The 26678-nt window shown below is 72.7% G+C and carries 22 protein-coding genes and 1 pseudogene; 15 read left to right on the top strand and 8 right to left on the bottom strand.

The window, feature by feature from the left end; genetic code table 11:
- Positions 1–240 precede the first annotated feature (240 nt).
- The 4 genes and pseudogenes from ACQPYA_RS28920 to ACQPYA_RS28905 form a co-directional block, all read left to right on the top strand.
- On the top strand, positions 241–726 hold the full coding sequence (locus ACQPYA_RS28920) for a CarD family transcriptional regulator (protein WP_137778742.1): 486 nt from the start codon (positions 241–243) through the stop codon (positions 724–726).
- Positions 727–782: 56 nt separating this feature from the next.
- Positions 783–1478, top strand: coding sequence for a 2-C-methyl-D-erythritol 4-phosphate cytidylyltransferase (gene ispD / locus ACQPYA_RS28915; RefSeq protein ID WP_433530167.1), 696 nt, complete (start codon positions 783–785; stop codon positions 1476–1478).
- 16 nt (positions 1479–1494) lie between these two features.
- Positions 1495–1977: a 2-C-methyl-D-erythritol 2,4-cyclodiphosphate synthase gene (gene ispF / locus ACQPYA_RS28910; RefSeq protein ID WP_433530166.1), complete on the top strand. Its 483-nt coding sequence runs from the start codon at positions 1495–1497 to the stop codon at positions 1975–1977.
- 9 nt (positions 1978–1986) lie between these two features.
- A pseudogene (locus ACQPYA_RS28905) lies at positions 1987–2616 on the top strand (tetratricopeptide repeat protein); the annotation flags it as partial.
- 1066 nt (positions 2617–3682) lie between these two features.
- Here the strand turns inward: ACQPYA_RS28905 and ACQPYA_RS28900 are convergent.
- Complete coding sequence (locus ACQPYA_RS28900; RefSeq protein WP_433530165.1) at positions 3683–4846, bottom strand: homogentisate 1,2-dioxygenase; 1164 nt, start codon at positions 4844–4846, stop codon at positions 3683–3685.
- Positions 4847–4930: 84 nt separating this feature from the next.
- On the opposite strand from ACQPYA_RS28900, the gene ACQPYA_RS28895 reads away from it, so the two are divergent.
- The 5 genes from ACQPYA_RS28895 to ACQPYA_RS28875 all read left to right on the top strand — a co-directional run bounded on the left by ACQPYA_RS28895 (position 4931) and on the right by ACQPYA_RS28875 (position 9292).
- Positions 4931–5785, top strand: a complete 855-nt coding sequence (locus ACQPYA_RS28895; protein ID WP_433530164.1) for a hypothetical protein — start codon at positions 4931–4933, stop codon at positions 5783–5785.
- Between the two features lie 2 nt (positions 5786–5787).
- A complete protein-coding gene (gene fahA, locus ACQPYA_RS28890; RefSeq protein ID WP_433533669.1) occupies positions 5788–6984 on the top strand; it encodes a fumarylacetoacetase in 1197 nt (398 codons plus the stop codon).
- A gap of 176 nt (positions 6985–7160) precedes the next feature.
- The gene (locus ACQPYA_RS28885) at positions 7161–7370 is read left to right on the top strand and encodes a DUF397 domain-containing protein (RefSeq protein WP_433530163.1); all 210 of its coding nucleotides are present in this window, start codon (positions 7161–7163) and stop codon (positions 7368–7370) included.
- A gap of 130 nt (positions 7371–7500) precedes the next feature.
- Positions 7501–7968, top strand: coding sequence for an SRPBCC family protein (locus tag ACQPYA_RS28880; protein WP_433530162.1), 468 nt, complete (start codon positions 7501–7503; stop codon positions 7966–7968).
- Positions 7969–8038: 70 nt separating this feature from the next.
- Positions 8039–9292 (top strand): PQQ-binding-like beta-propeller repeat protein, encoded by a 1254-nt coding sequence (locus ACQPYA_RS28875; protein ID WP_433530161.1) that lies wholly within the window; start codon positions 8039–8041, stop codon positions 9290–9292.
- Here the strand turns inward: ACQPYA_RS28875 and ACQPYA_RS28870 are convergent.
- From ACQPYA_RS28870 to hppD, 6 genes are all read right to left on the bottom strand, one after another.
- Positions 9250–9960: a hypothetical protein gene (locus ACQPYA_RS28870; protein WP_433530160.1), complete on the bottom strand. Its 711-nt coding sequence runs from the start codon at positions 9958–9960 to the stop codon at positions 9250–9252. The two genes, ACQPYA_RS28875 and ACQPYA_RS28870, sit on opposite strands and share 43 nt — an antisense overlap.
- 322 nt (positions 9961–10282) lie before the next feature.
- Entirely contained in the window at positions 10283–10837 is a 555-nt protein-coding gene (locus ACQPYA_RS28865; protein WP_433530159.1) for a hypothetical protein, read from the bottom strand.
- A gap of 261 nt (positions 10838–11098) precedes the next feature.
- Complete coding sequence (gene hisC / locus ACQPYA_RS28860; RefSeq protein WP_433530158.1) at positions 11099–12202, bottom strand: histidinol-phosphate transaminase; 1104 nt, start codon at positions 12200–12202, stop codon at positions 11099–11101.
- Complete coding sequence (locus tag ACQPYA_RS28855) at positions 12199–13095, bottom strand: RDD family protein (RefSeq protein WP_433530157.1); 897 nt, start codon at positions 13093–13095, stop codon at positions 12199–12201. Before ACQPYA_RS28855 ends, hisC begins: the two co-directional genes overlap by 4 nt.
- Positions 13096–13117: 22 nt before the next feature.
- Positions 13118–13648, bottom strand: coding sequence for an RDD family protein (locus ACQPYA_RS28850; protein WP_433530156.1), 531 nt, complete (start codon positions 13646–13648; stop codon positions 13118–13120).
- A gap of 275 nt (positions 13649–13923) precedes the next feature.
- Positions 13924–15129 (bottom strand): 4-hydroxyphenylpyruvate dioxygenase, encoded by a 1206-nt coding sequence (gene hppD, locus ACQPYA_RS28845; protein WP_433530155.1) that lies wholly within the window; start codon positions 15127–15129, stop codon positions 13924–13926.
- A 137-nt stretch (positions 15130–15266) separates the two neighbouring features.
- Between hppD and ACQPYA_RS28840 the strand changes: the two genes are divergently transcribed.
- A complete protein-coding gene (locus ACQPYA_RS28840; protein ID WP_433530154.1) occupies positions 15267–15752 on the top strand; it encodes an Lrp/AsnC family transcriptional regulator in 486 nt (161 codons plus the stop codon).
- 76 nt (positions 15753–15828) lie between these two features.
- Here the strand turns inward: ACQPYA_RS28840 and ACQPYA_RS28835 are convergent, their stop codons facing one another.
- Positions 15829–16815 carry an ArsR family transcriptional regulator gene (locus ACQPYA_RS28835; protein WP_433530153.1) on the bottom strand — a complete coding sequence of 329 codons (987 nt, stop codon included), beginning with the start codon at positions 16813–16815 and terminating at the stop codon, positions 15829–15831.
- A 99-nt stretch (positions 16816–16914) separates the two neighbouring features.
- Between ACQPYA_RS28835 and ACQPYA_RS28830 the strand changes: the two genes are divergently transcribed.
- From ACQPYA_RS28830 to ACQPYA_RS28810, 5 genes are all read left to right on the top strand, one after another.
- A complete protein-coding gene (locus ACQPYA_RS28830; protein ID WP_433533668.1) occupies positions 16915–18339 on the top strand; it encodes an MFS transporter in 1425 nt (474 codons plus the stop codon).
- Positions 18340–18447: 108 nt separating this feature from the next.
- On the top strand, positions 18448–19884 hold the full coding sequence (locus ACQPYA_RS28825) for a PQQ-binding-like beta-propeller repeat protein (protein WP_433530152.1): 1437 nt from the start codon (positions 18448–18450) through the stop codon (positions 19882–19884).
- Positions 19885–19972: 88 nt separating this feature from the next.
- Positions 19973–21655 (top strand): fumarate hydratase, encoded by a 1683-nt coding sequence (locus tag ACQPYA_RS28820; RefSeq protein WP_433530151.1) that lies wholly within the window; start codon positions 19973–19975, stop codon positions 21653–21655.
- A gap of 207 nt (positions 21656–21862) precedes the next feature.
- On the top strand, positions 21863–24838 hold the full coding sequence (locus ACQPYA_RS28815) for a BTAD domain-containing putative transcriptional regulator (protein WP_433530150.1): 2976 nt from the start codon (positions 21863–21865) through the stop codon (positions 24836–24838).
- Between the two features lie 54 nt (positions 24839–24892).
- Positions 24893–26293, top strand: a complete 1401-nt coding sequence (locus tag ACQPYA_RS28810) for a class II fumarate hydratase (protein ID WP_433530149.1) — start codon at positions 24893–24895, stop codon at positions 26291–26293.
- The last annotated feature ends 385 nt before the right edge of the window (positions 26294–26678 follow it).

Genomic DNA, 26678 nt, shown 5'->3' with positions numbered 1-26678 from the left:
GGGGTGGGTGCGTAGCTTCTGATCCCCGGCGTCAGTCCTTGATCTTCGGCGTTCCTCGCCGTCGGTGTCCGGGGGTCATCCCGGGATTACAGAACGTGTTCAAATCATCGACCTGGCGGTCTGTCAAGCCGAAGAAATGCCTCTCACAGGGCCCCTGAGCTGCGCCAACGGTCAGGACAGCGATGAGACATCGGTGCCTGAGCGTGTTACCCTAGACACAGCGAAAGGGGTTTCGAACCTATGGTTTTCAGTGTCGGCGAGACCGTTGTTTACCCCCACCACGGGGCCGCACTCATCGAGGCAATCGAGACTCGGGTCATCAAGGGCGAGCCCAAGCAGTACCTCGTCCTGAGGGTCGCGCAGGGTGACCTGACGGTCCGGGTACCAGCTGAGAACGCCGAGATCGTGGGTGTGCGCGAAGTGGTCGGCGAAGAGGGCCTCGGCAAGGTCTTCGACGTTCTCCGGGCTCCGCACACCGAGGAGCCGACCAACTGGTCGCGGCGTTACAAGGCGAATCTGGAGAAGCTGGCTTCCGGCAACCCGCTGAAGGTGGCCGAGGTCGTCCGCGACCTGTGGCGCCGCGAGCGGGAGCGGGGGCTGTCCGCGGGCGAGAAGCGCATGCTCGCCAAGGCCCGTGACATTCTCGTCGGCGAGGTGGCGCTGGCTGAGAAGAGCACCAAGGACGAGGCGGAGATGCTGCTCGACAAGGTGCTGACCGAGGCCTAGTCCGCACAGCATCGTCGTACCCACTTCGTAGCGAAGAAACCGTCGAGGACCGCGACGTGACCGCGCAGCTCAATCCGCGCGGTGACGTCGCGGTCCTCGTGCCTGCGGCCGGTGCCGGCGTACGCCTGGGTCCCGGCCTCCCGAAGGCGCTGCGGCTGCTGGCGGGGGAGCCGCTGCTGCTGCACACGGTCCGCCGGCTGGCGGCCGCCGGGTCGGTGCACACCATCGTGGTGGCCGCCCCGGCCGCGGACGTGCCGGCCGTGCGAGACCTGCTCACCCCGATCGCCCCGGTGACGGTGGTGCCAGGCGGGGCGGAGCGGCAGGCATCGGTGGCCGCCGCCCTCGCCGCTGTGCCGCCCGGTCCCGACATCGTCCTGGTGCACGACGCGGCCCGCGCCCTGACCCCGCCCGCGCTGGTGGAGTCGGTGGCCGCCGCGGTCCGGGCGGGCCACGACGCGGTGATCCCCGTGCTGCCGGTCGTCGACACGATCAAGGAGGTCGACGCGGGCGGGGTGGTGCTCGGCACCGTCGACCGTTCCGCGCTGCGCACCGTGCAGACCCCCCAGGGCTTCCGCCGGGCGGTGCTGGCCGCCGCGCACGCCGCCGCTGCCGACGCGCTCACCGACGACGCCGGGCTGGTGGAGAAGCAGGGCGTGCCGGTGTACTGCGTACCCGGATCGGACCACGCCTTGAAGATCACCCGGCCCTTCGACCTGGCCCTGGCCGAGCACCTGCTGGCGACCGGCCGATGACGCGTACCCTCGTTTCGTGATCGTTCCTCGGGTGGCCATCGGGACCGACGTGCACGCCTTCGAGGCCGGGCGGCCATGTTGGGTGGCCGGCCTGCACTGGCCGGACCAGGACGGCCTGGCCGGGCACTCCGACGCCGACGTGGCCGCCCACGCCGCCTGCAACGCGCTGCTCTCCGCTGCCGGCCTGGGTGACCTCGGCGCCAACTTCGGGGTGGGCCAGCCCGAGTGGGCCGGGGCGAGCGGGGTGGCCCTGCTCGCCGAGTCGGCTCGCCGGGTGCGCGCCGCCGGCTTCGCCGTCGGCAACGTGTCGGTCCAGGTCGTGGGCGTCCGGCCCAAGATCGGCCCGCGGCGCGAGGAGGCCCAGCGGGTCCTCTCGGACGCGGTCGGCGCGCCGGTCACCCTCTCCGCCGCCACCACCGACGGCCTGGGGTTCACCGGCCGTGGCGAGGGGCTCGCCGGGATAGCGGTGGCGCTGGTGTACGAGCAGCCGAGCGCCTAGGCTCGCGCGATGTCCGCCGATGTCCCCGCCGATCCGTCCCCCGCCGACGGCTACCTCCTCCAGCGCGCCACGCTCCTCGCCGAGCTGGGCCGCTACGACGAAGCCGCCAGTGAACTCGGTTTCGCGCTCGCCCTCGACCCGGCCGACGTCGAACCGTTGATCATGCTTACCCGGGTGCACCTGGCCGCCGGACGGCCCGCCGAGGCGCTGGCCGCCGCCGAGTCCGCCGTCGCCGCCGCGCCGGGGCAGGTCGCTCCGCTCGTCGTCCGGGGCTTGGCGCTCGGCGACCTGGAACGGTACGGCGAGGCCGCCCGTACCGCCGACGAGATTCTCGCGCTCGGCCCCGAGGACGCGTACGCCCAGCGCAACGCCGCGGCGATCCTGGCCGGCTCGCGCAACGGCCAGCCGGCGTTGAACGCGGCCTGGCACGGGGTGGAACTGGCCCCCGAGGAGCCGCAGGCGCACCTGGTGCTCGGCCTGGTGGCGGCCAACATGCAGCTGTACGACCTGGCCGAGCGGGCCTATCGGGAGGCGCTCCGGCTGGACCCTCGCCTGGCCGAGGTGGGCGATGACGTCGGGGTGCTGCGGCTGGAGCAGCGCCGGTGGGCCGCGACACTGGAGCAGCTGGCGGAGGCCGCGGTGGCGAACTTGCCGCCGGTCGACCCGCGCCGCCGCGGCGGGACCCGAGACGACCCGAGCCGGCCGGACGGCGTACCGGACGACCTGAGCGGGCTCGATGACAATCGGCCCGACCCACGTCAGCCCGGAAATGCTCGGGACGAGCCGAACTGGCCTGCCGGTGGGCAAAACGGGCCAAGCTGGCCGACGACGGGTCAGAGTGGGCCGAGCCGGCCCGGCGAGGGCGAGACCGGGTCGGCTTCGTCCGGCGAAGGCCCCGGGGCGGGCCCGCGCGGCGAAGGTCCCGGGTCGAGTCAACCTGATGAAGCCGAGGCCGGGCCGGGTCGGCCTGGTGAAGGGCGGACCGGGGCGGGTTGGCCGGCCGAGGGGCGGGACGAGCGCCCGAGCCGGCCGGCAGAGGGCCGACCCGCCGACGAACGGCGGGCCGAGGCCGACCCGGTCACGGGTCGCGGTGGTGCCGATGCCTTCGGGGCGGGCCTGGGCGGTGCCGGGCCGGTCGGTACGAACCGACCCGACATTGGGCCGGTGGGCGCGAATCACCCTGACGCCGGGCCGGTCGTCGCCGCCCGTCGGCCGGTGCCGGCGGGGCTGCGGCAGCTGGTGATCTGGGGCGCCGGCTGGTCGGTGGTCTCCGCCGTGGTGGTCGCCTGCTCGGCCGCGACCGGACCCGGAGTCTCCCGGCTGGTGGCGGTGCTGGCCGCGGGGGGCGGCGGCATCCTGCTCTGGCGACACGCGTCGCGGCTGCCCGGGCTCACCCGGACCATCCTGCCCGTCCTGCGCCGGACGGACGGCATGCTCGCCTTCGCCGTCTACGCGGCGCTCGCCGGGCCCGCCCTGATCCTGGTCTACGCCCTGCTCGGCACCGCGTGGCCGTTGGTCCTGACCATCGCGATCGCTACCGCCGCCCAGTTCGCGATCGTCTCCCGCCCGGCGGCGTGAGGCCCCGGCGCCGCACCGCGCAGATTGAGCAGCGCACCCAGCGCCGCACCGCCCTGCGTCGAGCGCCGCCCCCTGGCGTTAAGAAGGGGCCCCTTTACCTCACCAGGCGTTAATAGGGGGCCCTTCCTTACCGGCGGGACCAGGTGTAGGGGTAGGCGGGGTCTTCGGATTCGGGGGCGGCTTCGCAGAGGTCCAGGGGGCGGAAGGTGTCGACCATGACGGCCAGTTCGTCGAAGTAGTCCACTCCGATGGAGCGTTCCGCGGCGCCGGGCTGCGGGCCGTGGGTGAAGCCGGACGGGTGTAGCGAGATGGAGCCCTGCTCGATGCCGGAGCCGCGCCGGGCCTCGTAGTTGCCGCCGGTGTAGAAGAGCATCTCGTCGGAGTCGACGTTGTGGTGGTGGTAGGGCACCGGGATGGCGTCCGGGTGGTAGTCGACCTTGCGCGGCACGAACGAGCAGATCACGAAGTTCGGGCCCTGGAAGGTCTGGTGCACCGGCGGCGGCTGGTGGATCCGGCCGGTGATCGGCTCGAAGTCGTGGATGGAGAACGCCCACGGGTACATGTGCCCGTCCCAGCCGACCACGTCGAACGGGTGGTTGGCGTACACGTGGCGGGTCCAACCGCGACGGTGCCGGACCAGCACCTCGACCTCGGTGCCGTCGACCAGTAGCGGCGCGTCCGGCCCCCGGACGTCCCGCTCGCAGTACGGCGAGTGCTCCAGGAGCTGACCTCGTACCGACAGGTAGCGCTTGGGCGGGCCGATGTGCCCGGACGCCTCGATGGCGAGCAGCCGGGTCGGGGCGTCGCCGGTGGGCACCAGGCGGTGCACGGTCGAGGTCGGAATGATCACGTAGTCGCCGGCCACCGCGTCCAGCACGCCGAAGGTCGACTCGACCCGCAGCGTGCCGGCCTCGACGTAGAGGCAGTGGTCGCCGGTGGCGTCACGGAACAGCGGGGAGGGCCGGTCGGCCAGCACGTACGCGATCCGTACGTCGTCGTTGGCGAGCAGGTACCGCCGGCCGAGGACCGGGTCGGCTCCGCTGCCGTCGAGCTTGTGGGTGCGCAGGTGCCGGGGCATGAGCGGCAGGTTGGGCACCCGGGTCACGGCCGGCGGGGTGAACTCCTCCGCGGCGACGATCGCGGTCGGGGCGTACCGGTGGTAGAGCAGGGACGAGTCGGAGGAGAAGCCCTCCTGACCCATCAGCTCCTCGGTGTAGAGGCTGCCGTCGGGCTGCCGGAACTGGGTGTGGCGCTTGCGTGGCACCTCGCCGACGCTGCGGTAGTACGGCATCTCGCCTCCCGGTCACCAGCCTGGCGCGTCCGATAATCGGACGCTGTTGTCCGCTTCTCAAAGCGTCCCGTACATTCTTGTCTCGTGTCAACGCAGCTGCCCGCGCTCGTCGCCGGTCTGGTCGACGACGCCGCCGTCTTCCCGCCGGGCAACGCCTCGCTGCCCGACGCCGTCGCCGCCCACCGGCGGCACCGCGCCGCCTGGTACGCCGACCTGGTCGGCCCGCTGCTGCTGCCCGCCTCCCGGCTGACCGGACTGACCGCCCTGCTCGGCGACGCGGAACGGAGCGCGGTGGGCGTGATCGGCGACGTCCCGCTGGGCGAGCTGGGCAAGGCGTGCGCGGAAGCCGATCCGCGCGTCGAGATCCGCCAGATCGAGGCGGCCGTGGCCAAGCGCGGCGAGGACCCGCTGCCCGGCACGGCCGAGCTGGTCGCGCTGGCCCGCGCCGGCGACCGCCCCGTCTACGCCGAGATTCCGCTGACCTTCGGGCTGATGGCGGCGCTGGACGTGTTGGCCGCCGCCCGAGCCGACGGGGTCCCCGTGGCGGCCAAGTTCCGCACCGGCGGGCTGGCCGCGGAGCTCTTCCCGAGCCCCGCGGAGCTGGCCGCCGTGATCGGGGCCTGCCGGGACCGGCGGGTGCCGTTCAAGCTGACCGCCGGGCTGCACCACGCGGTGCGGCAGGTGGACCCGGAGACCGGCTTCACCCACCACGGATTCGGCAACGTGCTCGCCGCCACCCTGGCCGCCGCCGGGGGAGCCGCTGTGGAGAGCATCGCCGAACTGCTCACCGTGCGTGACGAGCGACCGCTGGTGGAGTGGACCGACGGCCGGCGCGACCAGGCGCGTCCGCTCTGGGTGGGCTTCGGCTCGTGCAGCATCACCGAACCACTGACCGATCTGATCCGGCTGGGCCTGGTGAACGGGGACGGAAAAGCATGAGCGTGAGTTGGGTGGCGGGTGCGGACGGCTCCGGCTTCGGGGCGCACCACCTGCCGTACGGGGTGTTCCGGGTGGACGGCGGGGAGCCGCGCATCGGCGTACGCGTCGGCGACCTCGTGCTGGATCTGGCCGGCGCGGAGGCGGCCGAGTTGGTGCTGGCCGGCGGTGCGCTGCGCCGGCCGACCCTCAACGCGTTCCTGGCGCTGGGCCGCCCGCAGTGGACGGCCGTGCGGCAGCGGATCACCGAGCTGCTCACCGACCCGGCCCACCGGGCGGCGGTGGAACCGCTGCTGGCGCCGGTGGCCGAGGTACGGATGGAGCTGCCCTTCGAGGTGGCCGACTACGTCGACTTCTACTCCTCGGAGCAGCACGCCTCCAACGTCGGCCTGATCTTCCGCCCTGGCCAGCCGCCGTTGCTGCCCAACTGGAAGCACCTGCCGATCGGCTACCACGGCCGGGCCGGCACGGTGGTGGTCTCCGGCACCCCGGTGGTCCGCCCGCACGGCCAGCGGCCCAGCCGCGAGGGGCCGACCTTCGGCCCGTCGGCGCGCCTCGACATCGAGGCCGAGGTCGGGTTCGTGGTCGGCGTACCGAGCGCGCTCGGCACCCGGGTGGCCGCCGCCGGTTTCGCCGACCACGTCTTCGGCGTGGTGCTGGTCAACGACTGGTCGGCCCGGGACATCCAGGCCTGGGAGTACCAACCCCTCGGCCCGTTCCTGGGCAAGTCGTTCGCCACCTCGGTGGCCGCCTGGGTGACACCGCTGGACGCGTTGCGGCACGCCTTCGTGCCGGCGCCGGAGCAGGACCCGCCGGTGGCCGACTATCTGCGCGACGAGCCCCACCTCGGGCTGGACCTGCGGCTGACGGTGAACTGGAACGGCGAGCCGGTGAGCCGGCCACCGTTCGCCGGCATGTACTGGACGCCGGCCCAGCAACTGGCCCACCTGACCGTCAACGGCGCCTCGCTGCGCACCGGGGACCTCTACGCCTCCGGTACCGTCTCCGGCCCCGGGCGCGACCAGGTCGGCTCGTTCCTGGAACTGAGCTGGGGCGGCACCGAGCCGGTCGCCGTGGGCGGGACGGAACGCGCCTTCCTCGCCGACGGTGACACGGTGACGATCACCGCGACCGCCCCCGGGCCGGACGGCACCACCATCGAACTGGGCGAGGTTACGGGCACCGTGCTGCCCGCCGACTGACCCCTACCCGACAGTGGCCGTTGATCGCACCCGATGTGCGATCAAGAACCGTCACCCGCTTCGTTGATCGCCTCGGAATTCCGTCGCCACGCCGCGCCGGGCCGACCGGTGCCCCCCGCTTCCGGTCGGCCCGGCCCCGGCTGGCGACACGTCAAGAACCGAGGAGATGAAGGACGATGCACGATCTCGTGGGCGCGGTCTGGCGTACCAGCAGCCGCTCGAACGACCAGGGCCTCTGTGTGGAGGTGGCCGACAACCTTGCCCGTGTCCACGGCGTGGTGGGCGTACGCGACTCCAAGGACCAGACCGGGCCGGTGCTGGCGATCAATCCGCTCGGTTGGAGCGCGTTCGTCGACGCGATCCGGTCGGGGCAGTTCGCCGGCTGACACCCCGGGCCGTGTTTCACAAGGGCGGCTGGGCAGCTCTTGTGAAACACGGCCTCGGGCTGGCGGATTATCCACCCGGGCACCCCACGGGCCATGCACTCCGCGTACCGTCGACGCCACGGGAGGTGGCATGTCGACTGTTGCGGTCAGCGGGTTGGTGGCGGTGCCCGCAGCCGACCTGTGGCGGCTGCTCATCGACCCTTCCCGGCGCTTTCCCACCGACGGCCCGGTCGAGCTGCTCACCCCGGGTGGGTTCGGGCCGGGTACGGCCTGGCGTGAGACGCGTCGCCGGCCGGACGGCGGCGAACTGGCCGAGGAGTTCGTCGTGCTGGCGGCCGAGCCGCCCCGGCGGCTGGTGCTCGGCTCGCCCGGCGACGGGGTCGACTACCGGATCACCTGGACGCTACGCGACGTCCGCCGCCGGAGACGTCGGTACGCCGCGGTGCGGGTGACCGTCCGGGCGGTGCCCGCCGCGCCCTCCGGGCGGGCGGTGGCGCTGCTGCTCGGCGGGCTGGCCGTGCGCGCGGCGGAGCGGGTGTTACGGCAGGACATCGCCGCGCTGGCCGCCGCCGCCGACCGGCCCGCCGAGGTGGCCTGACCGCGATCCTGCGGGGCCGCAACCCGGAGCACCCAGCCCGGCTGGATAGGGTGCCGGTCGGAGGTGCGGCATGGGGTTGGCGACGGGCTGGCGGCGGATCGTGACGATGGTTTCCGTCACCGTCGTGGTCGCGGTCACCGCGGTCACCGCGTACCGCGTCCTCGCTCCGGCCGAGGTGAGCACGGCCGCCCGAGGTGACTACCCGGATCCCGCCGCCTCGGAGGCCGGCGTGGTGGGCCGGTTGCCGGTGGCACCGCTGCTCGTGGACGGCCGGCTGCGGGTGTACGCGGCACAGCGCCAGGTCTACGCCGACGGGCCGGCGGACGGCCGGCACCGGAGCACCCCGTACTGGTCGTACCGGCGGTGGCCGGCCCAGGTCAGCGGGGTGGTGGCGGACGGAACCCGGGTGGTCGGGCGCTGGTCGGACGGGAAGCTGGTGGCGCTGGAGGCGCGTACCGGACGGGTGGCCTGGCGGGCCGACGGCCCGACGCCCGCCGGGGGCTGGACCGCCCGCCGCACCGGTGCCGGGGCGGTCTGGAGCCCGCCGGGCCTCTTCCTCGCGCGGGCCGCCGACGGCCGTGCGGTGCTGGTGGTCTCCGGCCCGCACCGGATCGCCGGCTTCGGGCTCGCCGACGGCCGACAGCTCTGGTCGGCCGAGGTGGACGGCGACTGCCGCACCGATGTGGGCACCACCGAGGCCGGGCAGTTCGCCGTGGTGGACCGGTGTGCCGACGCCGCCGCTGTGGAGTTCCGCGATCTGACGACGGGTGTGCTGGTCACCCGCTGGCAGCCACCCGGCAGGACCGCCGGCTGGACCGCCATCCCGGTCGGCTGCGCGACCCACCGTGTCGAGTGCGGTGGCCTGCGCGTCACCGGTTCCGCCGACGACGGGGGAGAGGGCTGGCTGGTCGGCACGGGTGCACCGGTGCCTGCGCCGACCCTCGATCCGGCCGGCACGGAACTGGACGGGCAACGGGCCATCCGGGCGGCCGACGGCGCGGTGACCGGGCGGGCCGTCCGAACCGGCGAGGAGCTGTGGCGGCGCACCGACCTCGGATCCGTCCGGATCGTCGCGGTCCAGCCGGGCCGGGCGCACCTGCTCACCGAGACCAACGACCTGATCACTCTCGACACGGGCACCGGAGTGGAACGCTCCCGCTTCCCCCTCGACGTGGGCAGTGACGGCGTCGGCTGGGCACCTGGCTCGGTGTACGCGGGCGACGGCTACCTGGCGCTGGAGCGGCTCCGCGAACCGGTCGCCCCGGACGCCGACGACCAGCGCTACTTCCTGACCGCCGAGCCGGTGCTGCTCGCCGTGACCTGAGCGGCCGGTCCGCGCCGCCGGCGGAGCATCAGCACGAGCCCGACGCCGGCCACCACCACGGTGGCGAACCCGACGCCCCGCAGCCACCAACTCTGGTCGAGCAGCGCGCGCCGACCGGTGCGGCCCGGTTCGGGAAAGGTGATCGTGCCGCTGGCGCTGCGCCTGACCTTGCCGCTGGCCAGGTCGAGGGTGATCCGCCAGGGTCCGTTCGCCAGCTCGGTGGGGAAGAGCACCCGGACCGTACCGGTCTCGCCCGCAGCCAGCGTGGTGCCCTGCACGACGTCGAACGGTCCGGCCCGGACGCCACCGGGCCCGTCGGAGAGGGTGGCGCTGCCGGTCATGTCCAGCGCCCGCCCGCCGGTGTTCCGGACCGTGACCGCGGCCGAGGGGCGTCCCTGCTCGTCTCGGGCCGGGACGACCTCGCCGATCGCGAAGTCGGACGGCGGCTCGCCGCCCGGACCCACGTCCAGGTAGACGCGGATGCCGACCCGCTGCACGATGTTCACGCTCGCGGTGGAGTCGGGGGCGGGCACCGTGGCCGCCCAGATGACCGCGTACTGCTCGCCGGCTGACGCGTCCGGAGGGACCTGGATGGTGGCGGTGAACTGGGCCTCCTCCTGCGGGTCGAGCATCACCGAGTCCCGGTCGAGGGTGATCCACTCGCTCAACTCGTTGGCGGTGCGCCCCTCGGCGAACCGGAACCGTCCCTCGGTGACCTCGGCGCCCGCGGCGTACAGGTCGAGGTGGCGGCGCTCGGTCGACCGGTTGACGACGCCGATCTTCCGTTCGACCGTCCGGCCGGGCGGCAGGTGGTCGACGATGTAGCGCTGCGCTCGCGGGTCGTCCCGTCGGGCGACCGGCGCTTCCAGCAGTTGGATCCCGACGCCGCCCTCGTCCCGGTCGCCGGCCGGCGCACCGGCCCGGGCGAGGGTGCCCGGGCCGGTGGCGAAGAGCAGTACGGTGGCCGACCAGACCGCCAGGCGGCGCAGCCTAGGCGACCGAATGTGTCACCGTGCCCGTGTAGGTGCCGGCCTGGTTGGCCAGCGGCACGTTGACATCGAGGGTCGGGTTCCAGGCGGCCGTGTTGTTGCCGGTGCCGCCGGTGTGGGTGAACGCCACGACGCCCGTGGTGTTGTCCAGCGGCTCGGCGGCCCCGGCGGTCGCCTGGCCGGGCGTGAAGGTGCCGTTGCCGGTGGTCGCCGTCGCCGGGCCGGACCAGTAGTCGATCGCGGTGGCGGGGACGGTCTCGCTGGCGGTGGCGCCGCCGGTGGTGAAGTCGGTGGAGGTGACCGTGGCTTCCCACGAGGCGTCGTCCGCGGCCCGGGTGTCCGACACGGTCACCACGCCGAGCTGGCCGCTGATCGTGTCTCCCGGAGCGCCGGTGCCGAGGTCGGCCGTGGCCGGGGTGGTGACGTCGAGCGTTCCGGCTTCGACCTCGAAGGTGGTGTCGGTGGTGTCGGTGGGATCCGCCAGGGCCGGGGAGGCGGCCAGGGCGGTTGCGGCCACGGCCGCAACCGCCGACACCAGGATCGTGCGAGTACGCATGCTGTCATCCCTTGCTCGGAAGATGTGGATCCTCGTGCGGAGGGGCCCACGAGCTAAAAGGGACGTTAGTGACGTAAGGCTCGATGCGGCATAAAATGGTGCAAGGAGGCACGGAAGAATGCTTCCTAGGCAGAGATGACCGCAAAACGGGCAAAAGGTGCGTATGCTGTCGCTTGCTGGCTTCCGGGTCGGTCCGCTGGGGGATGGCGGACCGACCCGGCTCAGCTCCTCGCGTTCAGCTCAGCGCCGGCTCGGCCGCGTTCAGCTCAGCGCCGGCTCGGCCGCGGCCAGGAAGGCGTCGTTCTCGGCCGGTGTGCCGATGGTGACCCGGACCCCGTCGCCAGCGAACGGCCGGACGATCACGCCCCGCGCCTCGCACGCCTTGCCGAACTCCACCGCCCGGTCGCCCAGCGGCAGCCAGACGAAGTTCGCCTGGCTCCCGGGCACGTCCGGGACGAGCTTGCGCAGCGCCTCGGTGACCCGCTCCCGCTCGGCCACCACCAGCGCGCATCGCCGCCGCACCTCGTCCGCCTGGGCCAGCGCGGCCAGCGCCCCGGCCTGCGCGGCCATGCTGGTGGAGAACGGCGTGACGACCTTGCGTACCGCCGCCGCCACCTGTGGCTGCGCGACCAGGAAGCCGATCCGCAGGCCGGCCAGGCCCCACGCCTTGGAAAGCGTGCGCAGCACCGCCACATTGGGTCGGTCGGCGTAGCTCAGGCCGTCCGGCACCTCGGGGTCGGTGACGAACTCCCGGTACGCCTCGTCGATCACCACCAGCACGTCGTCCGGCACGGCGTCGAGGAAGCGGTCCAGCTCGGCGCGGCGTACCGCGGTGCCGGTCGGGTTGTTGGGGTTGCAGACCAGGATCATCCGCGTGCGGTCGGTCACCGCCGCGGCCATCGCGGTCAGGTCGTGCCCGTGCCCGGCCTCGTTGGGCACCTGCACGCTGGTCGCGCCGCTGGTCGCTGCGATGATCGGGTACGCCTCGAAGGAGCGCCACGAGTAGACCAGCTCGTCGCCGGGCAGGCAGGTGGCCCGCACCAGGTGTTCGGCCAACGCCACCGAGCCGCAGCCGGTGGCGACCCGATCGGGGTCCACCGCGTACCGCTCGGCGAGCGCCTGGCGGAGCGCGACGACGCCCATGTCCGGGTAGCGGTGCACCCCGGCCGCGGCCTCGGCGACCGCCTCCACGACGCCGGGCAGCGGGCCGTACGGCACCTCGTTGCTGGCCAGCTTGATGGCCTCCGGCAGGCCCAGCTCGCGAGCCAGGTCGGCCGGGCTGCGGCCGGGCACGTAGTTGGGCAGCGTGTCCAGGTCGGCGCGGGTCAGCCGGAGCTTTGGCTGCTGGCGTCCGGTGTCGGTCATGGGGTTTCTCCCGGGGGGTCGGCGCGGTCTTCGGGGGTACGGGAAAGCTGGACCACCAGGGTCTGCGCGCGCTTGTCGTGCAGCGCCTGCCGCAACGGGTGGTCGAAGAGCGGGGAGAGCGCGTCGATCAGCTGGAGCAGCAGGCCGAGGCCGCAGCAGTACCAGAGCAGGGTGGGCAGGCCGAGGGTGTTCCACCGGCGCAGCGCCCGGCCGAAGCCGAGCGGCGCGTCCGCCTCGACCGGCACCGCCTTGATCCGCAGCACCCGCTTGCCGAAGGTCTGCCCGTTGGCCGCCATCGACGGCACCTCGTACGCCAGCCAGAGCATGGTGGCGATCAGCAGGATCACCACCAGCAACGATCCGGCCTGCTCGCCCCACTGGGGCAGCGGCTCGGTCGTGCGGTCCTGCGCTTGGACCCGGCGTCCCGCCTCGTTCAGGAAGGGCGAGATCTCCTGGGCGTAGCGCCAGACGAACCAGCCGTTGACCAGCACGTTGAGCGCGAGGACGACGCCGAAGTCGATCAGCCGGGCGGTCAGCCGGGCACCGTACGAGGCCAGCGGCAACCCGTGCGGCCGGGGTTCCGGCGGGCGCCCCGGCCAGGTCGGGTACGGCCAGCCCGGCGGCGGCCCCTGCCCCGGTTCACCGGTCGGCCAGCCCGGCGGCGGACCCTGCTGCCAGGCCGGCGGCGGGCCGGGTGGGGTGTCCGGCGCGGCCGGGGTCGCCGGCTCGGGTTCGGGCGTCGGTTCGGTCGTGGTCTCGGGCTCGGGCGGGGGTGGGCCCTCGGGCGGGGTGGCGTCGACGGGGATGGCCGCGCCGATCCAGCCCTCGCCATCCCAGTACCTGCGGGTCTGCGGGTCGGCGGGGTCGACGTACCAACCGGGTGCCACGCTCACGTCGCGGCCTCGCTGCGCTCGTTCACCTCGACACCTTAACGACGACGGTGCCGGCGAACTTGTCGTGGAGGCACTGCTGCCAGGGCTTGTCCCACAGCTGCCAGAGCCCGTCGACGTAGCTGCCGCCGGGCACCAGCGACCCGCCGACGAACTGCACGAGGTACCGCTTCCCGGCCATCCGCCGGTCCAGCGAGTGGGTCGGGTCCAGCGGAACCACCCGCAGGTTCATCGCCTTCTTGCCGAAGGTCTGCCCGTCCCGCTTGAGGTATTCGACGTGGTAGAGCCAGTAGACCCCGAACATCAGCACGAACAGCCCGGCCTGGAGCAGCAGTATCGGCAGCAGGAGTTCCGTGAACACCACCCCCGGGTCCGGCTCGACGAGCGTGCCGTCCGGGTTGGTCTCGGCCATCGCGCTGAAGAGCCGGAACCAGAAGAACAGGAAGGCCGGCAGGAACAGCACCAGCAGGACGCCGCTCACGATCGCCGTGTCGATCAGGTACGCCAGCAGCCGGTCGCCGAAGCTCGCCAGCGGCTGCCCGCCCGGTGCCAGCACCGGCGGCAACGCCGGCCCGGTTGGCCAGCCCGGCGGTGGTGGCCCGGTTGGCCAGCCCGGCGGTGGCGCCTGTCCGGGTGGGCCCGCCCATCCCGGCGGGGGGACCGCTGCGGGTGGGCCCGCCCAGGGCGGTGGCGCCTGTCCGGTCGGCGCGAACTGTGGCGGTATCGGGGATGGCTGGCTGATGGGCGGCGGCGCGACGCCGCCGGCCGCGGGCGGGGGCCCACCGGCCGGCGACGTCGGGTGCGGCGAAGGTTGGGTCACGCTCGACAGTGTTACAGGTTGCCGCGCTTTTCCTGCTCCCGCTCGATCGCCTCGAAGAGCGCCTTGAAGTTGCCCTTGCCGAAGCCGAGCGAGCCGTGCCGCTCGATCAGCTCGAAGAAGACGGTCGGTCGGTCCTGCACGGGCTTGGTGAAGATCTGCAGCAGGTAGCCGTCCTCGTCCCGGTCGACGAGGATCTTGCGGGCCTTCAGCTCCTCGATCGGTACCCGGACCTCGCCGATGCGGGCGCGCAACTCCGGGTCGTCGTAGTACGAGTCCGGGGTGTCGAGGAAGTCGACACCGGCGGCCCGCATGGCGTCGACGCTGGCCAGGATGTCGTTGGTGGCCACCGCGATGTGCTGGGCGCCCGGCCCCTGGTAGAACTCCAGGTACTCGTCGATCTGCGACTTCTTCTTGGCGATCGCCGGCTCGTTGAGCGGGAACTTCACCTTGCGGGTGCCGTTCGCGACGACCTTGCTCATCAGCGCCGAGTAGTCGGTGGCGATGTCGTCGCCGACGAACTCCGCCATGTTGGTGAAGCCCATGACCCGCTTGTAGAACTCGACCCACTCGTCCATCCGGCCCAGCTCCACGTTGCCGACGACGTGGTCGACGGCCTGGAAGAAGCGCTTCGGCTGCACCCCGGCGTCGATCATCGGCTGCCGGTCCACGATCGGCTTGCGGGCGACGAAGCCGGGCAGGAACGGGCCGCGGTAACGGGACCGGTCGACCAGGGTGTGCCGGGTGTCGCCGTAGGTGGCGACGGCCGCCAGCCGGACGGTGCCGTGCTCGTCGGTGACGTCGTGCGGCTCGACCAGGCCGGTGGCGCCCTGCCCGGTGGCGTGCGCGTACGCGGCGTCGACGTCCGGCACCTCCAGGGCGATGTCCGAGACACCGTCGCTGTGCCGGGCGACGTGGTCGGCGCCGGTGGCGTCGGGGCGGACCGTGCCGGTGAGCACGAACCGGGCCGAGCCGCTGGTCAGCACGTACTCGGCGTGGTCCCGATGGCCCTGCTCCGGCCCCCGGTACGCCACGCAGGTCATGCCGAACGCGGTGGAGTAGTAGTGCGCGGCCTGCTTGGCGTTGCCCACCAGGAAGCGGACGTGGTCGAGGCCCTTGACCGGGAACGGGTCACCGCTGGTGTCGTGGTCGACGGCGCCGACGAGGGCGTCGACGTCGACCTCCTCGGTCGACTGGGGTCGGTCGATCGCCTGGGTCATGATGGTCTCCCTTGCGTACCGGCCGGCCTTGTGGGCCGACGCTGTGCTCTTCCCGGGACTATCAGGGTGAGCGGGCTCACTGGGCAACTGTCACAGTTTCTGCTGGTCAGGTTGTGCAAGGAGTAGGGTCTGAGGTCGTGAACCCTGGTCAGGATGTACAGCTCGATGCCCTGGACGTCAGTCTGATCGAACTGCTCGCCGAGGAGCCCCGGATCGGGGTGCTGGAGTGTTCCCGCCGCTTGCAGGTGGCCCGGGGCACCGTCCAGGCCCGGCTCGACAAGCTGGTCGGCCGTGGCGTGATCAGCGGGTTCGGGCCGGATGTCTCGCCTGCCGCGATCGGGTTCTCGGTGACCAGCTTCGTCACATTGGAGATCAGCCAGCGGCACGGGCACGATCCGGTCACCCGCCACCTGGCGGCGATCCCCGAGGTGCTGGAGGCGCACACCATCACCGGCTCCAGCGACCTGCTCTGCCGCATCGTGGCCCGCTCCAACACCGACCTACAGCGGGTGATCGACCAGATCGTGGCGTACGAGGGGATCGCCCGCGCCTCCACGATCATCGCCCTCGCCGAGCAGATCCCCTACCGCACCCTCCCCCTCACCCGCTCCGCCCTGCGTTGAAGGAAGGGCCCCCTATTAACGCCTCCGGTAGAGGAAGGGCCCCCTTTTAACACTGTGGCTTGCTCGGATCGACGGCTCAGCCGCCAGCGAGGGCGTCGCCGAGCGGGGTGCGCCGGTAGCGGACGGCCCGACCGGAGCGGACCCGGGTCACCAGGCCGGCATCGTGCAGCACGGCCAGGTGGTCGCCCACGCCGCCCAGGCTGAGCCCGAGCTGCACGACGAGCTGGCTGGTGGTGGCGGGCAGGGCGAGTGCCCGCAGCACCGTCGCCCGGGACCGCCCGACCAGCCGGTCCAGCGCGTCGTCGGGGCGGGCCGGGTCCGGGGGGCCGAGCAGCCCGGCGACGCCCGAGGCCCGGTAGACGATGGCGAACGGCCACGGCGGCTCGACATAGTTGATCATCGTGCCGAAGACCGTGGGGATGAAGAGCAGACCCTGGCCGTCGAGCGAGTAGCTGCGCGGATCGCGGTCGGCCACCTCGATCGCGCCGAGCCCGCCGCCGGACACCCACCGCAGCCGGGGGTCCAGGTCCGCGATGGCAGCCCCCCAGCCGTACGCGAGCAGCCGGCCGGCACGGTGCACCAGGTCCCGTTCCAGCACCGCCCGCAGCCGGGGCCAGTCCGGTTCGACCAGCGTCGTCCAGGACGCCTCGATCGCGTCGGCGATCCGCTCCACCACCTGCGGCGAGTCGTAGATCTGGCGGGCGTACGCCGGCGGGGTCCGGAGCCCGGCGAGGTTGCGGGCCAGTTCGGCGCGGGCCTGGGCCAGCGGGGTGGCGCGGACCACGGCCAGTTCGTCGGCGAAGTCCTGGCCGGTGCCGGCGGGCGCGGGCTGGATGAAGTCGGCGTTGTAGCCGCCCCGGCGCAGCAGCGCCAGCAACGCACCCACCTCCGGCATCTGCCGGCGCAACTGCTCGAACGCCGGACGGCCCCGAGCCACCCATGGTCCCAGCCCCGGTACGGAATGCTGGCCGGCGTAGATCCGTAGCGCCCACACCGCCTCGCCCAGTGGCGAGATGGCGTACCGGCTGGCCGCCAGGTCGGCCGGGGTGACCTCGATCCGCATCGCGTGACCTTTCGTCCTGGGGCGAAAGGATAGGTCGCCCCGGGGCGTGCCGCCAGGCTGACCATCGTGAACAACACCAGCACGAACGCACCGGCCGCGGTGGCCGACCGGCCGGCCACGTTCCGCGACGTCTTTGCCGTCGCCGAGTTCCGTGTCCTCTTCGCCAGCTTCGGGGTCTTCATGATCGGCGAGACGGTGAAGATGCTCGCCCTCTCCGTCCTGGTGTACGAACGCACCGGATCCGGGCTGCTCGCCGCGCTGGCGTACGTGACCGGTTTCCTGCCGCACGCCCTGGGCGGGGTGTTCCTGCTGGCGTTGGCGGACCGCTGGCCGGCCCGCGCGCTGATCGCCGGCTACGACCTGGTGCGGCTCGCCATGGTCGCGGTGCTCGCCACCGGCGTGCTCCCGCCGGGCGCGATGCTCGGCCTGGTCGCGGTCGTCGGACTGTTCGGCCCGGTCAGCAGCGCGTCGCGGTCCGCGCTGCTGCCCGAGGTGCTGCATGGCGACAGGTATGTGCTGGGGCGGTCGCTGCTCACCGTGGCCTCCGGTGGTACGCAGGTGGCCGGGTTCGCCCTCGGTGGCCTCCTGCTCGGGCTGGTCGGCCCGTACGGCGCGCTCTGGCTGACCGCCGCGACCTGCGGCCTCTCCGCGCTGGTGGTACGCATCGGCCTCGCCCGCCGCCCGGCCCGCGCCCGCCCGTCTCGCGTCCGCCCGGTCCGCATCCGCCCTGCGCGGCCCTGGCTCACGCGCTCGCGGCCCACCACGGCGGCGACCGGTCCGGCAGCGGGCGAACCGGTCGCGGCCGGACTCTCGGTGGCCGGTCCTGCGGCGGCCAGTCGCCCGGCGGCCGGGCCGACCGCCGGCCCGGTGACAGACGGGCGCGCGTCGGGCGGAGCGGTCCGGGAGACCCTGCGGGTGAACCGGCAGCTGCTCGCCGACCGCCGGATCCGGGGGTTGCTGCTCGCCCAGTGGCTGCCCGGCTCGCTGTTGGTCGGTGCCGAGGGGGTGGCCGTGCCGTACGCGGCCGACCTGGGCCCCGGGGGCAGCGCGGGCGTGCTGCTGATGGCCGGCGCGGGCGGGATGCTGGTCGGCGACCTGCTGGTGGGACGGTTCGTGGCCCCGGCCACCCGAGAACGCTGGACGCCGTGGCTCGCGCTGCTGCTCGGCGTACCCATGCTGGCGTTTGTGGCCCAGCCGGCGCTGGTGCCCGCCGCGGCCCTCTTCGCGGTCGCCACCGGGGGCTTCGCCTATCAGCTCGGGCTGGCGCGGCGGTTTCTCGACGCGGTTCCCGAGGCGCGCCGGGGTCAGGCGTTCGGACTGCTCAGTACCGGCCTGATGGCGACGCAGGGGCTGGCTGCGGCCGGTGGTGGCGCGTTGAGCGAGGTGTTCGCGCCGGGCGTGGTGATGGCGGTCGCCGGTGCCGCGTCGGTGGCCGCGACGCTGACCCTGTGGCCGGTCCTCAGGCCAGCCGCCGCGCACCGACCCATCCACCCCGATGCGGTCGGCGCAGCGCCTGACCGCTGAGTTAACAGGGGGCCCTTTTACTACCGGAGGCGTTAATAAGGGACCCTTCCTTGCGCGACACGCGGGAGGTTGCGCGTGGTGGGAGGGGTGGGTGGCTACCGTGTTCCGGTGGCGAAGGGGAGCGGCCTCGGCGTACGTGGCTGGCTGCTGCTCGGCCTCATCACCGTGGTGGTGCTCGCCGCCACCGGAGTGTGGAACCCGTTTCCTGGAATGTGGGACTGGGTCAACCGGCGCGCGCCGATCTCCGAGCCGGACGTGGTCTGGCAGGAGCGCATCGGCGGCACCCCGCGCAGCGTCACCATCGCCGGTGAGACCGTGGTGGTCGAGCAGCGCACCCGGGTCGAGGCCCGCAGCCTGGCCGCCGGCACCCAGCTCTGGGAACGCAAGGCCGACTGGAGCGCGGTGGCCGGCGCCGGCGCGGAGGCCGTGGTCGTCGTGGGCCGGCTGCTGGTCAAGGGGTACGAGGTGGTCGACCCGACCAGCGGCCTGACCCGGCGGCGCGACGACGACGCGGTAGCCGTCTGGACCTACCGCAACCTGTTGCTCGACGCGCACTGCGTCGGCGCGACCGACTGCACCCTGAGCGCCTGGGATCCGCGCGGGACCGCTCCGCTGTGGACCGCCTTCCTGCCCGGGGTCAGCACCGGCCTCTTCGCCGACAACCCGAACCTGCTCGACACCCGCCGGCTCAGCACGGCCCGGATCGACGGTGAGGTGGCCGGCCCGGAGACGGCACCGGCGTTGCTCGGGTTCCCCGTCGACGGCCGGGTGCACGTGGTGGACACCGCCACCGGTCGGGTGCTCCAGAACGTCGAGCCCGGTCGGGACGAGCGGCTCACGGTGATCGGTGGCCGGCTGCTGCGTATCGCCGCCCGATCGCAGGACGGCAGCTGTTACTTTGCGATCTCCGGTCAGGATCCGGCCACCGGTCAGGAGACCTGGCAGCGGGCCGGGATCAACCTGCGCACCGCCGACAGCGCCGGGTGCGTGCAGCGGGAGGACCCGTACGGCGCCCGCAGCGTGCTGGTCGGGGTCGCGCCGGACGGACGTGAGGCGGTCATCGACGGGTACGACGGGCGGTTGCTGCTGGTCACCAAGGACGGGGAGCGGGTGCTCGCCGTCGACGACCGGTACGCGGTGGTGCGTACCGCTGACCGTGGCACGGTCTCGGCCCGCGAACTCAGCTCCGGCCAGGTCCGCTGGAACCGCCCGGCCGGTGAGAAGGCGGGTGCCGCGCTGACCCCGTACGCGGCCCTGCTCGCCGACGAGAAGCCCAATCGTCTGGTGGCGCTGGACCCGCGCACCGGGCGGGAACTCGCCGCGCTACGGACCTCAGCGAACGCGCTCGCGGTCGGCCCGGCCGGCATGATCATCGGGGAGGGTCGCGAGATCGGATACGTCCGGTTCGGCGCGGCGGCGGGCGACCCGGCGGGCAACGGCGACCGGGGCGTACCGGGGCCGGCCGGTACCGGAGGGGCCCCGCAGCCGCAGGACAGTTGCGGTCCGAAGAACGAGCAGTGCCCGGGATCCGACCCGGGCAAGTGACCGCCGACCGGGGCGGATGAGAGCAGCGTCCCAGTGCCCCACCCGGCGAGTGGGAATGATCGACCCTTCTGCCCTAGGCTTTGCCGTCATGAGCGAGCGCCAGCGAGCGAGCAGTGCTGACTTCTCGTACGCCCCCCTGCTGCCGACCGGTCCCGACCAGACGGAGTACCGCCTGGTCACCGACGAGGGCGTCGACGTCGTCAACGGTCCTGGTGGACGCCGGTTTCTCACCGTGGATCAGGCCGCGCTGACCGCGCTGACCGCCGAAGCGATGCATGACATCGCGCATTTCCTGCGCCCCGCGCACCTTGCCCAGCTGAGGTCGATCATCGATGACCCGGCGGCCTCGCCGAACGACCGCTTCGTCGCGCTCGACCTGCTCCGCAACGCCAACATCGCCGCTGGTGGCGTCCTGCCGATGTGCCAGGACACCGGCACCGCGATCGTGATGGGCAAGCGGGGTCGACACGTGCTCACCGATGGCGGTGACGCCGAGGCGATCTCGCGCGGCGTGTGGCAGGCGTACACCCGGTTGAACCTGCGCTACTCGCAGCTCGCCCCGCTCACCATGTGGGAGGAGCGCAACACCGGCAGCAACCTGCCCGCCCAGGTGGAGCTCTACGCGGAGGATCCGGACGGCCATCCGGACGCGTACAAGTTCCTCTTCATGGCCAAGGGCGGCGGCTCGGCCAACAAGTCGTACCTCTACCAGGAGACCAAGGCGCTGCTCAATCCGACCCGGATGATGCAGTTCCTGGAGGAGAAGCTGCGGCTGATCGGCACCGCGGCCTGCCCGCCGTACCACCTGGCCGTGGTGATCGGCGGCACCAGCGCCGAGTACGCCCTCAAGACCGCCAAGTACGCCTCCGCGAAGTATCTCGACGGGCTGCCCACCTCCGGCTCGATGACCGCACACGGCTTCCGCGACCTGGAGCTGGAGGCCGAGGTGCTGGAGTTGACCCGCAACTTCGGCATCGGCGCGCAGTTCGGCGGGCGCTACTTCTGCCACGACGTGCGGGTGGTGCGGCTGCCCCGGCACGGCGCGTCGTGCCCGGTGGCGATCGCGGTGTCCTGCTCGGCGGACCGGCAGGCGGTTGCGAAGATCACCCCGTCGGGGGTGTGGTTGGAGCGACTCGAAACCGACCCGGCCCGCTACCTGCCCGAGGTCACCGAGGCGCAGCTGGACGCGACCGAGGCGGTCCGCGTCGATCTCAACCGGCCGATGGACGAGATCCGCGCCGAACTCTCCAAGTACCCGGTGAAGACCCGCCTCTCCCTGACCGGCCCGCTGGTGGTCGCCCGGGACATCGCGCACGCCAAGATTGCCGAGCGGCTGGACGCGGGCGAGCCGATGCCGCAGTACCTGCGCGACCACGCCGTCTACTACGCCGGCCCGGCGAAGACCCCGGAGGGCTACGCCTCCGGCTCGTTCGGCCCGACCACGGCCGGCCGGATGGACGCGTACGTGGAGAAGTTCCAGGCTGCGGGCGGCTCGATGGTGATGCTGGCCAAGGGCAACCGGTCGGCCCAGGTGACCCGCTCCTGCGATCAGCACGGCGGCTTCTACCTCGGCTCGATCGGCGGCCCCGCGGCCCGGCTCGCCCAGGACTGCATCAAGCACGTCGAGGTCCTCGAATACGCGGAACTCGGCATGGAGGCGGTCTGGAAGATCGAGGTGGAGGACTTCCCCGCCTTCATCGTCGTCGACGACAAGGGCAACGACTTCTTCGCCGAGGTGACCAAGCCGGTTCTCACCATCGGCAGCCGCTGACCGGGAGAGGCGTCAGCCGTTCGACATCGGTGCGCCCGCCTTTCGGGGCGGGCGCACCGCCCCCGTCGATTGCAACAAGGCAACCGGCCCGAGTCTCCGGCCTGGCACTGTCGATCCACTCTCAGATCGCTATCAGGCTGATGGGGGCAACTGTGACCGTCGGGCTACGCTGCTGAAAGTTGCCACCATCGGGGGGCGGGAGAACGGATGCGGTTTCAGATCCTGGGACCTCTGCGGGTCGGTGGCGGCGAAGCCACCGTCACCGCAGGTCGGGACCGGGTCGTACTCGCCGTCCTGCTGCTGAGGGCGAACCGCATCGTGCCGGTGGAGGAACTGGTCGACGCGATCTGGGAGGAGCGCCCGCCGGCCACCGCCCGGGCCCAGTTGCAGACCTGTGTGTCGCGATTGCGACACCGGTTCGCCGGGCTCGGTCTGCCGCCGGAGACCATCGTCACCGACCCCGTCGGATACGCGGTCCGGACCGGGCCGGGAGAGCTGGACACCGAGGTCTTCACCCAGGGCGTCGACGCCGCACGGGCCACGCTCGCCGCGGGACAGCTGGCCGAGGCGCGCCGCCAGTTCCGCGCCGCGTTGCAGCTGTGGCGCGGTTCGGCGCTGGGCGGCATCCCGAACCGCACCGTACGTCGGCGGGCGCAGGTGCTCGACGAGCAGCGCCTGGCCGTGCTGGAGGAGTGCGTGGACATCGAGCTGCGGCTCGGCCACGCGGCGGGCCTGCTCGACGAGCTGACCGAGTACCTGGAACGGCATCCGCTGCGGGAACGGCTGCGCGGCCAGCTCATGCTGGCGCTCTCCGCCGTCGGGCGGCAGGCCGACGCGCTCGGCCTGTACCGGGAGGGCCGGCGGCTGTACGCCGAGGAACTCGGCATCGAGCCGGGCGCGGCGCTACAGGAACTGCACCAGCGGGTGCTGGCCGGGGATCTCGCCATCGCCGGATCGGAGCGCCGCGCCACCGCCCCGGTCCGCGGGCTGCCCCGGGCGATCAGCGACTTCACCGGGCGATCGGAGACCGTGGCCCGGCTGGTCAAGGAGATCGAGGAGGGCGAGACCCGGATCCATCTGATCGACGGCATGGCAGGCAGCGGGAAGACCACCCTGGCCGTGCACGTGGCCACCCGGCTGGCCGAGTGCTACCCGGACGCTCAGCTCTTCATCGATCTGCACGGGCACAGCGAGCGGGCACCGCTGAGTCCGTCGGCCGCGCTGGCCACCCTGCTCCGGCAACTCGGGGTTGCGCCCGAACGAATCCCGGTCGACGTCGATGATCGGCTGGCCATCTGGCGCACCGAGCTGGCCGACCGGCGCGCCCTGGTGCTGCTGGACAACGCGGCGACCGCCGCGCAGGTGGTGCCGCTGCTGCCCAGCGGTGCCGGCTGCCTCACCTTGATCACCAGCCGACGCCGGCTGGTCGGTCTCGACGAGGGGCGGCCCTCGTCGCTGCGCCTGCTCGACCCGGGCGAGGCGGTCGAACTGCTCGGGCGGGTGGCTGGCGAGGAGCGGGTCAGCGCGGAGCCGGCCGCCGCCAGCGAGGTGGTCCGCCGCTGCGGTTACCTGCCGTTGGCGATCCGGCTGGCCGGCGGCCGGCTGGTCCACCGTCCCCGGTGGCGGATCGCCGACCTGGCCGACCGGCTCGGCGGGGCTCGGGACGCACTGGCCGAGCTTGCCGCCGGGCAGCGCTCCGTCGGGGAGGCGTTCGCCCTGTCGTACGCCCAGGTGTCGCCGGCGGCGCAGCGCACCTTCCGGCTGCTCGGGCTGCATCCCGGGGTGCGGGTCGACACCGCCACCGCGGCTGCGGTCGCCGGGGCGGCGTTGGTCGAGGCCCAGGAAGCGCTGGACGAACTGGTTGACGCGCACCTGATGGACGAGCCGGAGCCGGGCCGGTACCGGCTGCACGACCTGGTCCGCGAGTACGCCTGGACGCTGCTCTCCGATCCGGCCAGGGCCACCGAGCGCCACACCGCGCTGGAACGGCTGCTGGATCACTACCTGCATGTGTCGGCAACGCTCGGCCGCGAGACCGAGGCGCCGGCCACCCGCCTCGCCTTCAGCCTGCCTCCGGCGCCCCGGCCGGATCTGGTGGCGATCTGCGCCGACCGGGGGCTGGCCTGGTTCGACGAGAACCGTTCCGCGTTGGTGGCCATGCCGGCACTGGCGGAGCAGGACTTTCCCGAGCGTGCCTGGCAACTGGCCCGAGCCAGCTGGCGGCTGCTCTACAACGGCGGCCACCTGGACGAGTTGGTCGAGACGCATCGGGTGGGACTTCGGGCGGCCGAGTCGCTCGGTGACGAGCAGACGCAGGCGATGATGCTGAACTATCTCGCTTCGACCCACTTCCGGCGGGCCCGCTTCGCCGAGGCGATCGTCCTGCTGCAACGGGCCGTCGAGCTGTGCCGTCGCACCGGTCCACCCAGCCTGCTGAAGAACCTGCTGTGGAACATCGGGATCAGCAGCCACAGCAACGGCGACCACCGCCAGGGGATCGCGTTCTTCCGCGAGGCGGCGGCCATACCCGGTCTCGACGAGTTGCCCGGGCGCATCGCTCTGCTCAACAACGTCAGCTACGCGCTCTGCATCTGGGGCCACTACGACGAGGCGTTGCGAATCAGCCGCACGCACCTGTACGTGGCCCGGGTGGTCGGCGACCGCCGGCAGTTGGCCAACGCGGTCGGACATATCGGCACCATCCGGCACCGGATGGGCCACACGAGGGCCGCGCGCCGGCTGCTGCGAACGGCGTTGATGCTTCAACGCCGCGGGAGCAACCGGTACGACGAGGGCGAGCTGCTCAACGAACTCGGTGTGATGGAACGCGAGGCGGGCCGGGCGGACGAGGCGGCGGCGCTGCACCGACAGGCGTTCGTTGCGATCAGCGAGGCTGGCGACCTGGTCGGCCAGTGCGGCTCGCGGAACCTGCTGGCCCGAGCCCTGCTCGACCAGGGGGACGTACGCAGCGCACAGGACCTGTTCGGCCGGGTGCTGCTCGACGCCACACGGATCAACCACCGGTACGAGCAGGCCCGGGCGCTGGACGGCATCGCCCGCTGTCTGGTCGCCACCGACCCGGCGGCGGCCAGGTCGCACTGGGTCCGCTCGCTGTCCCTGCTCGAACAGGTCGAGTCACCCGACGCCGCCGAGGTCCGGCGGCTCCTCGCCGAGCTGGGGTGAGCCGGCTGGCGCGATCATCTGCACGGGTGCGTCGGGCGGGGCAGGATGGTATACGTGACGACTACGGAGACGACGGGCTACCGGATCGAACGTGACTCGATGGGTGAGGTGGAGGTGCCCGCCGAGGCGCTCTGGCGGGCCCAGACGCAGCGGGCGGTGCAGAACTTCCCGATCTCGGGCCGGGGGATCGAGCCGGCCCAGATCCGGGCACTGGCCCAGATCAAGGGGGCGGCGGCCGAGGTCAACGGCGACCTGGGCGTGATCGACCCGAACGTGGCCGCGGCGATCGCCGCCGCCGCCGCGCACGTGGCCGACGGCGGGTACGACGACCAGTTCCCGGTCGACGTCTTCCAGACCGGCTCCGGCACATCGTCCAACATGAACAGCAACGAGGTGATCGCCACCCTGGCCGGCCGGGAGCTGGGCCGGGCCGTGCATCCCAACGACGACGTCAACGCCTCGCAGTCCAGCAACGACGTCTTTCCGTCCTCGATCCACCTGGCTGCCACCGAGGCCGTTGCGCGGGACCTGCTCCCGGCGTTCGCCCACCTGGCCGGCGCGCTGGAGGCGAAGGCCGGGGAGTTCGACACCGTGGTCAAGGCCGGGCGTACCCACCTGATGGACGCCACTCCGGTGACCCTCGGTCAGGAGTTCGGCGGGTACGCCGCCCAGGTCCGGTATGGCATCGAACGGCTGGAGGGGGTGCTGCCCCGGCTGGCCGAGCTGCCGCTGGGCGGGACGGCGGTGGGCACCGGGATCAACACCCCGCTCGGCTTCGCCGCCCGGGTGGTCGAGAAGCTGCGCGCCTCGACCGGACTGCCGCTGACCGAGGCGCGCAACCACTTCGAGGCGCAGGGCGCGCGGGATGCGCTGGTGGAAGCCTCGGGACAGCTGCGCACCGTGGCCGTCGGTCTCTACAAGATCGCCAACGACATCCGCTGGATGGGATCCGGCCCCCGGGCCGGCCTGCGCGAGCTGCGGATCCCCGACCTCCAGCCGGGCTCCTCGATCATGCCGGGCAAGGTCAACCCGGTGGTCTGCGAGGCCGTCCGGCAGGTCTGTGCGCAGGTGATCGGGAACGACGCGACGGTGGCCTTCGCCGGCTCGCAGGGCGACTTCGAACTGAACGTGATGCTCCCGGTGATGGCGCGCAACGTGCTGGAGTCGATCCGGCTGCTCGCCGCGTCGAGCCGCCTGCTCGCCGACCGCTGCGTGGTCGGCCTGGTCGCGGACGCCGAGGTCTGCCTATCGTACGCCGAGGGTTCGCCGTCGATCGTCACCCCGCTCAACCGCTACCTCGGGTACGACGAGGCCGCGTCGATCGCCAAGGAGGCGCTGGCCAAGCAGCTCTCCATCAAGGAGGTGGTGATCGCCCGTGGCCACGTCGACTCCGGCAAGCTCAGCGAGACCCAACTGGAGGAGGCGCTCGACCTGCTCCGCATGACCCACCCCTGAGCAGGACACGTCACCGATCCGCCGATGCCGTCCGGACAACTCCGGGGATGTTGCTGTCTCAATCCGGCCCGGACCCAGCAACGGCGCAGACCCGGCAGAGCCAGAGCGGGCGCAGCGGCAGGTGCGGCCGGGCCTGCGCGGCAGGGCCGGTCACCACCGGCCACCGTTGGCCCGCCAGGACTGCGCGAGCGTGAGCCATCCGGCCCCCGCCGACCTGCGGGTTCGCCACAGTGGCCTGAGCCCTCGGGGGACGGTTCGGCGTCGTGGCCGGCTCGGTCGGCACCGCCGCGTACCGGTCCGGGCAGGTGCGCCAGCGCATGCGCGCGCACCCCGCGCCAGACCCGACGGTGCCGGGGCGCGAGGGGGATCGGCCGCTCGTTGCGGC

Source organism: Micromonospora sp. CA-263727, assembly GCF_050942455.1.
Classification (GTDB): Bacteria; Actinomycetota; Actinomycetes; order Mycobacteriales; family Micromonosporaceae; genus Micromonospora.
Note: the sequence above shows the minus strand (reverse complement) of the source record. Positions and strands in the feature narration are given on the sequence as shown.